The 12,601-nt window shown below is 74.2% G+C and carries 10 protein-coding genes; 1 reads left to right on the forward strand and 9 read right to left on the reverse strand.

What is annotated here, in order from left to right; all coding sequences use genetic code 11:
• Positions 1-30 precede the first annotated feature (30 nt).
• The 3 genes from ACZ52R_RS41125 to ACZ52R_RS41135 all read right to left on the reverse strand — a co-directional run bounded on the left by ACZ52R_RS41125 (position 31) and on the right by ACZ52R_RS41135 (position 4,964).
• A complete protein-coding gene (locus ACZ52R_RS41125; RefSeq protein WP_465626342.1) occupies positions 31-762 on the reverse strand; it encodes a Pvc16 family protein in 732 nt (243 codons plus the stop codon).
• Positions 759-3,965 carry a hypothetical protein gene (locus ACZ52R_RS41130; RefSeq protein WP_465755336.1) on the reverse strand — a complete coding sequence of 1,069 codons (3,207 nt, stop codon included), beginning with the start codon at positions 3,963-3,965 and terminating at the stop codon, positions 759-761. The genes ACZ52R_RS41125 and ACZ52R_RS41130 overlap by 4 nt, the downstream gene beginning before the upstream one ends.
• A gap of 207 nt (positions 3,966-4,172) precedes the next feature.
• Positions 4,173-4,964 (reverse strand): response regulator transcription factor, encoded by a 792-nt coding sequence (locus ACZ52R_RS41135; RefSeq protein WP_465626344.1) that lies wholly within the window; start codon positions 4,962-4,964, stop codon positions 4,173-4,175.
• A 211-nt stretch (positions 4,965-5,175) separates the two neighbouring features.
• Between ACZ52R_RS41135 and ACZ52R_RS41140 the strand changes: the two genes are divergently transcribed.
• On the forward strand, positions 5,176-6,591 hold the full coding sequence (locus ACZ52R_RS41140; RefSeq protein ID WP_465626346.1) for a COG1470 family protein: 1,416 nt from the start codon (positions 5,176-5,178) through the stop codon (positions 6,589-6,591).
• A gap of 528 nt (positions 6,592-7,119) precedes the next feature.
• Here the strand turns inward: ACZ52R_RS41140 and ACZ52R_RS41145 are convergent.
• From ACZ52R_RS41145 to ACZ52R_RS41170, 6 genes are all read right to left on the reverse strand, one after another.
• A complete protein-coding gene (locus tag ACZ52R_RS41145) occupies positions 7,120-7,728 on the reverse strand; it encodes a hypothetical protein (RefSeq protein WP_465626348.1) in 609 nt (202 codons plus the stop codon).
• Positions 7,725-9,041 carry a hypothetical protein gene (locus tag ACZ52R_RS41150; RefSeq protein ID WP_465665417.1) on the reverse strand — a complete coding sequence of 439 codons (1,317 nt, stop codon included), beginning with the start codon at positions 9,039-9,041 and terminating at the stop codon, positions 7,725-7,727. Before ACZ52R_RS41150 ends, ACZ52R_RS41145 begins: the two co-directional genes overlap by 4 nt.
• Positions 9,042-9,143: 102 nt before the next feature.
• Positions 9,144-9,956, reverse strand: coding sequence for an ATP-binding cassette domain-containing protein (locus ACZ52R_RS41155; protein ID WP_465626352.1), 813 nt, complete (start codon positions 9,954-9,956; stop codon positions 9,144-9,146).
• Positions 9,957-10,103: 147 nt separating this feature from the next.
• The gene (locus ACZ52R_RS41160) at positions 10,104-10,967 is read right to left on the reverse strand and encodes a zf-HC2 domain-containing protein (RefSeq protein ID WP_465755334.1); all 864 of its coding nucleotides are present in this window, start codon (positions 10,965-10,967) and stop codon (positions 10,104-10,106) included.
• Positions 10,964-11,494, reverse strand: coding sequence for an RNA polymerase sigma factor (locus ACZ52R_RS41165; RefSeq protein ID WP_465626362.1), 531 nt, complete (start codon positions 11,492-11,494; stop codon positions 10,964-10,966). The genes ACZ52R_RS41160 and ACZ52R_RS41165 overlap by 4 nt, the downstream gene beginning before the upstream one ends.
• A gap of 298 nt (positions 11,495-11,792) precedes the next feature.
• Positions 11,793-12,398 (reverse strand): hypothetical protein, encoded by a 606-nt coding sequence (locus ACZ52R_RS41170; protein WP_465665415.1) that lies wholly within the window; start codon positions 12,396-12,398, stop codon positions 11,793-11,795.
• Between the last annotated feature and the right edge of the window lie 203 nt (positions 12,399-12,601).

Genomic DNA, 12,601 nt, shown 5'->3' on the forward strand with positions numbered 1-12,601 from the left:
GGACCGGCGTGGCCGACCCGAGGTCGAGGCTCATCGCGCCCTGCCCCGTGGCCGGCGGCCCGGCGGCAGCTCGCGGTCCCGGGGCGCGGCGAAGCCGTCCGGTCCGGGGTCCGCGCCGCCGTGGTAGCGCAGTCGGCGGCCCGGCCCGTCGGCGGGTGCCGCACTCTCCGGGGTGCCGGCCCCGGCCTCCCGGCTGGTGTCCTCGACGCGTACGACCAGGCCTTCGGTGACCGGCGGCCCCGCGGGGCTGAGCCCGCCGGGCAGCGGGGCGAGGGCCCTGAGGTCGATCGAGGGCCGCAGTTCCCCGCCGAGCGCGGACCAGACGTCGGACACCGACGGCAGGCCGGTGTCGCGCCCCGTGATGTCGATCCCGACGGTCAGTCCGAGTTGGGCGAGCGTCCCGGTGAGCATCCGGGCGGGCAGCGCGTCCACGGTGGTCAGGCACTGCAGGACCTCGGCCAGCAGCCGGTGTTCGTCCTGCGGCCGGTTGGTCCAGACGGTGACCAGGTAGGCCAGCTCGAACCATCGGGGCGCGGCCCGGTGGCCGACCACGACGCCGTCCTCGTCGTATTCGGCGACGGCGCCGGCCTGCCGTCGGTCCGTGTCCTCGCGGATCCCGTAGAGGAAGACGCTGACCGTCGGAGCGGTGCGCCGGGCGGCGAAGTCGCGGGTGGGCGCATCAAAGACCACCTCGACTCCGCGTTCCGGCAGACCGGCTTCGGCGAGCAGCAACCGCAGTGCCTCGTCGACTTCGTGGATCACCGCCGGTCCACCTCCCCCGGCGGGCCGACGCTGCCCTCGACCACCAGGAAGGGGGTGGTCACCGGGGAGAACCCGGGGCCGTCGGCGGTGATGGTCCGCGGGCCGGTCTCGTCCTTGGGGAGGATGAGCAGCTGGCCCGCGAAGGTGCCGTCGGCCCGCGGGTACGTCGGTGCCGCCGCCGCGGTGATGCCGGGCTGCCAGGTGAAGCGGACGGGCGCGCCGGGCGGGAAGTCGAAGCCGCGCACGGAGGTCACGAAGCCGGGCTTGCCGATCGGCGGCACCGCGACGATGCGGGGCTGCAGGATGCGCAGCGGGGTGCTCGCCCGGTGCGGTCCCGGGGTGGCGTCGGTGCCGGTGGTGGTGAGCTCCGCGGTGATGGTGGTCTGCAGGGCCGCGTCGGGTGACAGCACCACCCGGACCACCTGGCTGCCGCCCGGGGAGAGGTCGACCAGGTCGCAGGTCCCGGCCCGGCAGCCCGGGGGCAGCGACTCGGTGGGCACGCCTGCGGGCAGGCCGAGGGTCAGGCGCAGCCCCGTCGCGAGGGCCTGTCCGGTGTTGCGCACCGTGTAGCTGACCGTCACGTGGCCGCCGACGTAGCCGGGGTTCGGTTGGGCGTCGACGGACACCCCGGGTCCGGCCTGCGGCGGCGGTGCCGGGGCCGGGGCCGGGGCGGGGGCAGGGGCGGGCGGCGGCGGTGCGGGGGTCGGGGCGGTGGTCGGCGTCGGGGACAGGGTCGGGGTCGGGGTGACGGTCGGTGTCGGCGTCGGGCTCGGTGACGGCGTGGGCGTCGGCGAGGGCGTCGGCGCGTCGAGCACCGGCAGGAAGGTCCGGGCGGAGTCGTCCCCGGGGTTCGGGTCGGCCACCGTCCCGGTGACGCTCCAGCCGAACTCCTGCGTGCCGGTGCGGGTGCCGATGAGCCGGGCGGTCACCCGGACCACCGCGCCCGGTGCCAGGGTGCCGAGGTCGCAGCGCAGCGCCGCGGCGTCGCACTGCCCGACGGGGCTGGTCAGCCCGCCGAGCCGGGCGCCGGTGGGCACCGAGGCGGTGAGGACGGTGCCGGGCGATGGCGCGGGGCCCTTGTTGGTGACGGTGATCGTCACGTCGGTGCCGCCCTGGACGGGGACCGCGGGGGTCCGCTCGGGCGCGCTCAGTGCCAGGTCGACGGACTGCTGGACGGTCGGCTCCTTCTGGCGTCCCGGCAGCCGCCGGTCGAGCGGGGTGAGGGTGCCGGCCGCGAAGTCGTAGACGGCCAGTCCCTCCGGCGAGTTGGGCGGCAGGGCGCGGCGGGAGGTGAGCACCAGTTGCGCGCCGTTCGCCGTCCAGGCGACGTCGCGGGGCTGGAACGGGCCGCTTTCGGAGGTGTCGGGCAGCGGCCGGGTGCAGGCGTTCTTCTGGCCGCGGAGCGCGGTGGGCAGGATCACCGTGCAGTCGCTGCCGGTGGGCGAGGTGACGAGCACGCCGTCCCGCCGGTTGTTCCCGCCGTCACCGGCCTTGCGGTTGAAGGCGATGCGCCGGCCGTCGGGTGAGAACACCGGGCTGTCGTCGATGACGTTGCAGCTGCCCGGGCAGGCTGCCCGGCTCAGGTCGGCCTGCCGGGCGAGGTCGTCGGCGGGCACGGTCCAGATGTGCATGTTGCCGGCGTTGCCGTTGATCACCTCGGTCCTGGAGAAGGCGATCAGCTTGCCGTCGGGGGACCAGAAGGGCTCGCCGTCGGAGGCGCCCGCCTGCCCGGCCGGCGGCTCTACGGTGCCGACGATCGCCCCGGTGGACACCTGGGCGATCAGGATCCGTCCGGGACGGCCCGGTTCCTGTCCGCGGCCTGGGGTGCTGCGGCTGAACACGAGCAGCTTGCCGTCCGGCGAGAAGGAGGGGTCGGTGTCCCGATCGGCGGGGCCGCGGCCGGCCAGGTTCATCGGGTGCGGGTTCGCGCCGTCGGCGTCGGCCAGCCAGATCCGCTGGATCCGCCCGGCCTCGGCGTCCTCGTAGCGGGTCACCGCGATCTGCCGGCCGTCGGGTGTGTAGGTCTGCCGCTCGTACCAGGGGTCGTAACCGGGGCGGGGGTGGAAGAGCGGGTCGGCGGCCGGGTCGGGGTCGGTGTTGGTGTCGGCGGCCGGGTCCTCCCGGAGCACGCTGATGCCGAGGTCGCGCGGGTCGGCCCCGTCGGGGCGGACGTCCTGGAGGTCGGCGACGTTGGCGGTGGTGGCGCTGGTCTGCTCCACCACCGGCCCGCCCTTGTCCTGGCTGCCCAGCCAGGCCGGCGTCGCGATCGACCGGTCGGTGCTGTAGAGCAGTCGGGGGTCGTCGCAGGAGCAGGTCGGCGCGCGGTACAGGTTGACGACCGGCGGCCGGGGCGGTTCGGGCTGCTGCGCCGGGGGGTTGGCCGGGGGCAGGTCGGAGCTCAGGAAGAGGACCCCGCTGCCGTCGGCCATCCAGGCGGCGGAACCGGTGCGCCACGTGGAGCCGGTGCGCAGGAAGAACGCCTTGTCGCCGCCGGTGGGCGAGGTGAGCATCAGGGTGCGGCCCTGGTCGCCCTGGTCCCAGGTGTAGACGATCTGGTTGCGGTGCGCGTCGTCGTTCACCGGGTTCCAGGTCGGGTCGACGGCGTTTCCGCTGGTCACGTCGGTGACCTTGACTGGCGCGCCGCCGGCGAACGGCCGCAGGTAGATCTGGGTGTGCGCCGGGTCGCCGGTACAGGCGTACGCGACCCACTTGCCGTCGGGCGAGACGGTCGGATGCGTCTCGTCGGCCGGGCCGTCGGTCAGCCGGCGCAGCCCGCTACCGTCCCGGTTGACGACCCACAGGGCGTGCCGGGGGGCGCCGCCGGTCCCGGTGGGCTCCAGCGCCTCGAAGACGACGGCCTTGCCGTCCGGGGCGAGCGCGGGGTGGCCGGTGTCCCTGCCGGTGGTGAGCTTGTGGACCGCGCCGGCCGCGTCGCGCAGGTAGACCTGGGGCAGTTGACTGTCCCGCAGGCTGGTGAAGACCAGTTCGTCGCCCCGGGCCGAGGGGTCCTGGTCGAAGTGGATCGGGCCGGGCCCGAACAGCGGGGTGCTGGTCGCCGTGCCGGTCACCCGGCCGAGGCCGCGGTGGTCGGTGCCGGCGAAGGCGATCCGCCCGGCCGCCGGGTCGGCCGCGGCGGCCGGGACCGTGGTGGCGCCCTGTCCGCCGGGGGCGGCGGTGCCCAGGGTCACCACGGCCGCCGCCATGGCGAGCAGGACGGCGGCGGCGGCCCGGGCCGGCCGCCGGATGGAGCGGGGAGTGCCGGTGGCGCCGATCACGCTCGACCTCTCAGGATGGCAGGGGCGGTCTCCCCGCAGTCTCCCCGGCTCGGGCCCCCGGGGACAGAGTCCGGACGCCCGAGCCGGGGGTAACAACCTGTGTCCCCAAAGGGCAGGCCGCCACGGCCGCGGCCTTCAGATCAGGCCGCGCCGCATGGCGTACCCCACCGCGTGCGCCCGGTTGCGCAGGCCCAGCCGCGTGATGATCTCGTGCAGCACGTTCTTGACGGTGCGTTCGGAGTACGAGGTCTGGGCGGCGATCTCACTCGTGTCGAAGCCCTCGGCGACCAGCCGCAGCATGTCGGCTTCCCGTGCGGTCAGGGTCGACAGGGTCAGGCCCCGCCCGTCGAGCATGGTGCGCTGGAGTATCCCGATCCGGTCGAGCAGCTCGCCGAGGAGGTCCCCGGGCATCACGCCCTCGCCGTTGGCCAGGGCGGTGATGAGGTGTACCAGCCGGTCCTGGTCCGCCTCCGAGCGGCGCAGCACGGCGGCGACCCCGCACTCGACGATCGTCTGCAGCCCGCCGGCCTCGAAGTGACCCACCACCAGGCCTATCGCGCCCGACGAGGCGAGCCGCAGCCGGCGCAGGTGCTCGGCCACCGTCTCGGTCATGGCGTCGACCACCAGCAGGGAGACCTCCGCCTGCGCCGCCTCGCTCTCGCTCAGCAGCTCCACCTCGGGCCGCTGGCGCAGCTGTTGGACCACACCGGTCTGCAGGATGATGTCCTCCGCGTACACCGCCACGCGCACCTGGTCCGGCTTGGCCCGCACCTGGGCGGAGGCGCCGCCTGCCCCGGACGGGCGGGCGGTGCCGGACGGGCGGGCGTTGCCGGACGGGCGGGCGCGGCCGGACCGAGGTGCCACCGTCGTCCGCAGGGTGCTGACGGCTTCCTCACGGCATGTACGGGTTGTGTCGGTCGACGTCATCGAACACTCCATTCTCCAGGGGACCTGTGGTGGTGACGGCCGGCCGCCGTCGGACAGCGCGGGCCGTGGCTCTGGGGGGTGCGGGCAGCGGTCCGCGCGGTGCGCCGACGGCACCGGACGGGGTCGGTCGGTCCGTACGGGCAAGGGGTGTGCCCACGGCTTGCCCGTACGGCCCTCTCCTCGGACCGTCCGGAGGTCCTACCGTCACGCTATGACCACATCCGCCGAACTCGGCCTGCCCGCACTGACGGTGGCCCCCGGTGGCGTGGCCACCACGACCCTGACGGTACGCAACGACCTCGACATCGTTGAGGCGTACTCGCTTGAGGTGGTCGGCGACTGTGCCGCCTGGACGACGGTGGAACCGGCCCGGGTCTCGCTCTTCCCGGGGACGTCCGAGACGGTGACGGTGCGCCTGGCTCCGCCGCGTTCGCCCGCCGCGCGGGCCGGTGACTTCCCGCTCGGCATCCGGGTGCTGCCGGCCGAACGCCCCGAGCTGGTGACGGTTCCGGAGACCACGGTCACCGTGACCCCGTTCCACGAGTTGCAGGCCGCCCTCGCGCCGCGCCGTCGCCGAGGCTGGCTGCGCGGACGCTACCGGACCTCGGTGCGCAATCTCGGGAACGCTCCGGGCACCGTCGTCCTCACTCCCGGACAGGCCGGCGAGGACCTGCGGTTCCAGGTCACCCCGGAGCGGCTGCGCCTCGCTCCCGGCGAGTCCGGCGAGGTGCGGCTGCAGGCACGCACCCGCAAGCTGATCTGGTTCGGCAAGCCGGCGTCCTGGCCGTTCGAGGTCACGGTGGGCCCGGAGGAGCCCGAAGCCCGCAAGGGCCCGGACGGCAAGGGCGCAGAGGGCAAGGGGGCGGACGGCAAGGGTCCGGAGGGCACGGCCGAGACCACCCCGACCCCAGCCCTGACGGCTGCTCAACGTCCGACCCTGGACGGTGAGTTCATTCAACTGCCGATCCTCCCCAAGTGGTTGCTCGCTCTTCTGGCGGCGCTGCTCGCCCTGCTGCTGGCCTGGTTCGCCCTGGTCCGCCCGGCGGTGCGCAGCTCGGCGAAGCAGGCCGCCGAGAAGGCCGTCGCCCAGCAGTCCGCCACCCCCGCCCCGGCTCCGACCCCCGGCGCCCCCGAAGCCGGCGCGACGCCGGCCCATTCCGGTGCGAGCCCCGGTGGCCAGAACAAGCCGGGCGCCGGGCAGCCGAGTTCCGGTCCCGGCGGCCGCACCCCCGGCCCGGGCGGCCTCGCGGTGCCGGGCACCGGTTCGCAGAGTTCCGCGACGATCGACGTACAGAGCGCGAACGCCGCCTCCGCCGTGGGCACTTACCAGGTGCCGCACGGCAAGGTCTTCGACATCACGGACATCGTGGCCGCCAACTTCCAAGGCGACCAAGGGCTATTGACCATCACGGCCGGAAACCAGACGATCACCACGATCGCCTTGGAGACCTTCCGCAACCAGGACTACCACTGGGTGACTCCCATCCAGGTCTCCGAAGACCAGGCCGTGACGGCGAGTGTGACCTGCGAGTCCCCGGGCACCCCGGCCTCGGGCAAGCAGGCGTCCACATGTCACGAGCTCCTCAATGTCAGCGGTTCGCTGAGCGACATCAGGCAGGGCAACTGATTCGGCACGCAAAGCGATCTTCCCTTCCCCGGGCAGTCGGCCCGGGGAAGGGCGCGCCGGATACCCACGATGTCGACGAGCCCTTTCGGCCCATTCGTCTCCGCGACCTCCCCCTTCCCCCGTATCTCCTCCTACAACCCGTGACCATGTCAACACCCACCAGTAACCGTGGCCGGTTCGAACAACCCACGGACAGCGCCGCACGGCCGCACCAGCCCGGCCGGCCCTGCCCTCACGGGACAACCGGTCAGGTCCCCGCAGGGCAACCCGGCAGGTCCCGGAAGGGCAACCGGTCCGCCCCCCGCGGACGGTGAAGTCTGACCCGGCGGCACCACCGCGGCGGCCCGTCCGGCCCGTCCGATCGCACCCTCCGCGCCTCCGCCCTGACCGACCGTCACCGGCCGTGGCCGGCACAAACGTTGATTTTACGACAAAGCCGGCCCCACCCGCTCGAGCCTGAACAGTGGTTCAGACCCGGGCGGGTGGGGCCGGCGGCGCCCGATCGGTACGTCCGGACGATCGCGTCGATCAACGACCGGACGATCCTCCGCGGCTCCCCCACCGGATGTAGGCGGCGGCGCCCACCACGGTCAGGACGGCGGGCACCGTCCTCGAGACATCGGTGTGGGGCTCCTGGACCATCCAGGTCAGCGCCTCTCCGGTGATGTTGTCCCGCGGTCCCACCGCCAGCATGAGCAGCGCCCAGCCGACGGGCGGGGCCCAGGCCGCCTGCGCCCCGAACAGCACCGCCGCCAGAGCGGTCGTCGCGGTGAGCGCCGACACGGCCTGGACGAGGGTGCCGAGCGGCACGGCGTGCGTCTGCCGACCGGCAAGCAGGCCGACGGCGGCGAGCAGGCCGAGCAGGGCCCCGCCGAGCAGCGTCAGGTGGAGCGCGCGGATCAGCCGCCAGCGGGCGGGCGTACCACGTTCCAGTTCCTCGTCCGGGCCGGCCAGGGTGCGGGCGACAGCGGCGACTCCCAGCACCACGGCGATCAGGCGGACCATGCGGGAGCCCCCCGGATCGTCCATCCGGCACCCGGCCCAGGTGAGGGCGGCGGCGCACAGGAAGACCACGGCGGTCGCCGGAATCGCCCGGCTGCGCAGGTGCAGCACGAGGCCGCGCAGTTCCGGGGTCATCGGCCCGCTCCCTCGCCCGTGATGGCGCCCAGCGGGTCACCGCAGGTCAGCCCGGCCTTTCGGCTGTCCCCGATCCGCCGGTAACGCTCCTCGGCGGGCAGCGCGCGCAGGGTGTCGTAGGCCGTGCGCGCGAGGGGGCTCAGCTTGTCGGTGGGGGTGCCCAGGAGCAGTGCGGTGATCGCGTAGGCGGCGTCGCCCGCACGGGTCCTTTCCTGCTCTCCGGAGAAGCAGCCGAGGTCGACGACGGCGTTGTGGGCCACCACGTCGAGGAGGGTGGCCGGCTCCCACCGGATGCCGCCCTCCTGGGTCCGGTTCGGGAGCTGGACGCGCACCGTACCGGGGTCCTTGGCAGCGGCCGGCCGGTCGTCCTCGAGCTTCCAGGTCACCGGGTCCTCCTGGATCCGCTTCGGGCCGCCCGGCACCTCGGCGAAGGCGTCGAGCACCCTCCGGGCGGGAGCCAGGAGGTCGGGCAGCGCCCTGCTGTGCACCTTGGTGACGCAGACCCTGCTGTCCTCGGGTGAGCAGACCAGTTCGGTGGCCCGCGGGGCGGGGACGATCGCGCCGGAGGGCGCCAGCAGGGCACCGACCGCCAACCCGGCCACGGCCGGAGCCAGGGCCAGGACCCGGGCACGGGTGGTGGCCGCGACGGTCAGCAGCACGCCGGTGACCCCGAGGGCGGCGAACCAGACGCTCTGGGCCAAGGACAGCGAGGGCAGCACCCGGTGGAAGTCGTCCGTCACCGGCAGCATCGGGAGCACCGTGTCCACCAGGCGGTTCGCCGGCCGGCCGTCCCGTATCCGGCTCACCGTCAGGATCAGGAACAACAGCACCGCACCCAGAGGCGCCGCGACCGGCGTCGGCGCCGCCCGTCCGATACCCAGCCCGAGCAGGGTGACCGCGACCGTGGCGAGCAGCCCCACCGCGAGGCCCAGCGGCCACTCGCCGTCGCTGAAGGTCGCGTGCCCGGAGACGATGACCGCGGCCCAGACGACCACCGCGGTCACGGCGAGCACCGCGGCACCGGCCAGCACCGCGACGGCCGGCAGCAGCCGGACCGGGCGCGGCCGCGGCGTCGCGGCGAACAGCTCGGTGACCGAGTTGCGACGCTCCCGCCCGCCGTGCCAGATCGCGGCGGCCAGCACCACCGGCAGTCCGGTCCAGGCGGTCGCCCGCATCGAGGAGACCAGGGGCGTCCAACTGGCCGCCCACTCCTGGACGTCCATCCAGAGGAAGGCACGGGTCACGGCGGCCATCACCAGGAACAGCGCCAGGGCGATCGAGCGCTTCGCCTCCAGGCGCACCATTCGGAACATCACGGTCTCCAGTGGTCGAGGGGATCAGGACAGGCGGGGTGTCGCAAGGGCGATCAGGGGGGGTGATCGCAGGACGATCAGGGGTGACCGGGGGTGCGCCGCCTACGCGCCGGCGCCGGCCTTCGCCTGGCGGTGCCGGCGCAGGATGGCGGAGTAGCCGCGCTCGATGTCGCTGTCGCCCGGGTCGGTGTCGGTGCCCGCGGCGCGGAGCCCGTCGACGTGGCCCGCGAAGACCGTGGCGCCCTCGTCGATCAGCACGACGCCGGTGCAGGCCGCGCCGACGTCCTCGACCAGGTGGGTGGAGACCAGGACGCAGGACCGCTCGCCGATGTCGCGCAGCAGAGCGCGCAACTCCAGGCGCTGGGCGGGATCCAGGCCGACCGTGGGCTCGTCGAGGAGCAGGATGTCGGGGTCGTTGACGATCGCCTGGGCGATGCCCGCCCGGCGCAGCATGCCGCCGGAGAGCGAGCCCATCCGGTCGTCGGCCCGTCCGGTCAGGTCGACCCGGTCGATGGCGTGCTGCACCGCGTCGGCCGCCTTGTGGCCGGGCACCTCCTTGAGCCAGGCCATGTACTCGACGAACTCGCGCACCGTGAACCGCCGGTAGTGCCCGAACGCCTGCGGCAGGTAGCCCAGCCGGCGGCGCAGCTCCCGCAGTTCGCCGCGGCTGCGGCAGGCGCTGCCCAGGAGTTCCAGCTCGCCGCTGTGCGGGGTCAGGACGGTGGCGAGCGTACGGATCAGGGTGGTCTTGCCCGCCCCGTTGGGACCGAGCAGGCCGTGCACGCCGACGCCGAGGTCCAGGTCGATCCCGTCGACCGCCAGGCGGCGGCCACGCCGCACGGTCAGCGCGCGGGCCCGGATGTGGTGGGAGTAGCGGGTGGGGGCGATCTCGCTCGCGGTACCGGTGACGGGCATGGTCGGGTCTCCTCGCAGTACGGGTGCAGGGCAGGGCAGGACACGGCAGGGCAGGTGGAAGGCGGCACAGGTGGCCGCCGGCGCGGGCCGGGGAAAGGCGGGGCCGGGCCGGGGAACGGCGGCGTCCACGAAGGACGACGGGCCGGGTCAGCGCCGGTGCACGCGGGCCTCACGAGAGTGCAGGTAGGTGTTGCGGCACAGGACGACGGCGACGCCCAGGGCCGCGGCCGCGGCCGCCCACCCAGGGGCGGCGGACTCCCGCAGGTAGACCGGAACGGTCCTGTCGTCCATCGCGGGGATGACCACGAACGCGGCCCAGCCGACGCCGAGTGCGGTGGCGGCACGCTGGACGCCCAGCCTGCTGCCCAGTGCCAGGGCGGCGCAGGTCAGCGCGAGGGCGGGCAGCAGGACCAGCGCGGGCGCGGTGCCGGTGATCCAGCCGCCGACCGCCAGCGGCGGGATCACGAAGGCCAGCACGGCCACGGTCCGTCGCAGGACCAGCGCGAGCCCGGCCCTCGGAGTCGTGGCGACCAGCTCGTGGACCGGATCGGTGTGCGGGCCCCAGCTCAGGGCCACGCCCAGCAGCGGCATCGCCGGGGCCAGGAGCAACAGGGTCGGGGAGTCCCGCGCGACGGCCGACGCCAGGACCAGGGCGCAGAGGACGACGAGCACGAGCGCCGCGACCCACGGCCCGAACGCCGGGGCCGCCCACCGGGCCAGTTCCCCCCGCACCCGCCGCCACCGGCGCCGACGCACCGGCGACAGGGACGCCGACAGGGACGCCGACAGGCGCTCGCGCACCTGCTCCACCAGCGCGGTGGCCGCCGGGCTGTGGGCGAGCGACACCTCCGCCAACTCGGACCGGCAGACGGCGCACCGCTCCAGATGCGCCTCCACCGCCCACAGCTCCCCGACACTCGGGCCCTCGCTCCGGCCGTCAGTCGGACCGGCCGGGGCGTCGGGGCCCAGCACGTAACTCACCAGCAGCCGACGGGGGACGTGCGCAGTCATGACAGGGCCTTTCGCAGGTCGAGGCGGGCACGGCGGGCACGGGTCTTGACGGTTCCCTCGGGAATCCGCAGCAGCGCGGAGGTCTCACGGACCGTCAGCCCGTCGAGCACCATCGCGGTCAGGACCTGGTGCAGCTCGGGCGCGAGCCGGTCCAGGGCCGCGCCGAGGTCACCCCCGATGACGGAATCGAGCACCTCGTGCTCGGCCGAGGGCGCCGGCCCCGGGGCGGCGGACGCGGGCGGGAGGGCGCTGTGCCGGCCTCGCACCCGGAAGGCGTCCACCAGCCGACGGGCGGCGATCGTCCACAACCAGCCGCCGGCCTCCTCGCCGCGCATGCTGTCGGCAAAGGATCCGGCCGCCCGCCACACCGCCAGGTACGTCTCCTGCAGGACTTCGGCGACGATCTCGTCGTCCGCGCAACGCCTGCGCAGACGCGCCGTCAGCCAGGGCGCGCTGCGCCGGTACAGCTCGTCGAAGGCTGCGGTGTCCCCGCGGGAGATCCGCCGGACCAGTTGGGCCTCGGTCATCGAGGCCGGTGAACGCTTCACGTCCTGGTCTTACGGAGCGCCGGGCCCCCCGGTTTTCCCCCGGCCAGTGATGTGCGTCACATGGCCGATCCGGGCCGGGCCCAGGTAGCGGAGAACGAGCCGATCACCCGCCGCGCCCGGGACGGCCGAGGCGCGCCGGCTGTGCCGTGGACGGCGCCCTGCAGCCCTACGGTCACGAGGCCCGGCCCCGGAGGAGGGTGCGGAATCGTGCGAGCGCGCCCACGGCCGCGGCCACGCCGATGAACCGGTCGATGCCGTCGATGGCGTCGTAGGTACGTCAGCGAACCACGCCGTCGTCGGCACCGTCACCGGCGGCCAGTCGGCGGCCCTCCGCCAGAAAGGCCATGACCCCCGTGACACCGCCGAGTTCACGCATCCGCCGGGCAGCGCCGAAGGGCGCGTTCCAGAAATCGCCCTGCCGAGGAATGTGCGGGCCGACATAGGCGTACGGCTCCGACAGGAACGCGTCACCGGGCGAGACACCGTAGTTGACGCCGTCGACGGTCACCCCGATGTCGAAGTGCTCGGGCCAGATGACCGGCTCCGCGCCGGGGAACAGCCCGCGCAACGCGGCGTCGCCAAGCGCGAAGCAGTGCAGGAGCCGGCCGGCAGCGGACGGGTCCACCTCGACCGCGTCATCGACGGCGACGCCCAACCCGTCCTCGTACAGCCCGACGGGAGCACCGACCGCGAGCCCGAGTGCCGCTCCGAGTGCGGTACAGGTGGTCCACTCGAGGGACAGCACCTCCCCCGGCCCGACCAGCTCAGCGCCGATCACCCGCAGGCGCGGCTCGACACTGGTCGCGAAGCCGCCCGCGCAGGCACGCAGGCGGATCGTGCCGCCCACCCGGTGCTGAGGCCCAGCCAGCACCAGCTGGGCCACCGCGTGCAGGGAACGGCGGGTGCGTACGAACGTCTCGGTATCCATGGAAGCCATGGTCTCGCAGAAGGGCTCACGGCGGTGTGGACACCCTGATCACGACATACGAAAAACCCCCATCCGGGATCCGGATGGGGGTTCTTCTGAAAGATTGTTCGGCGGCGTCCTACTCTCCCACAGGGTCCCCCCTGCAGTACCATCGGCGC

The organism is Kitasatospora sp. NPDC034023 (assembly GCF_055575795.1).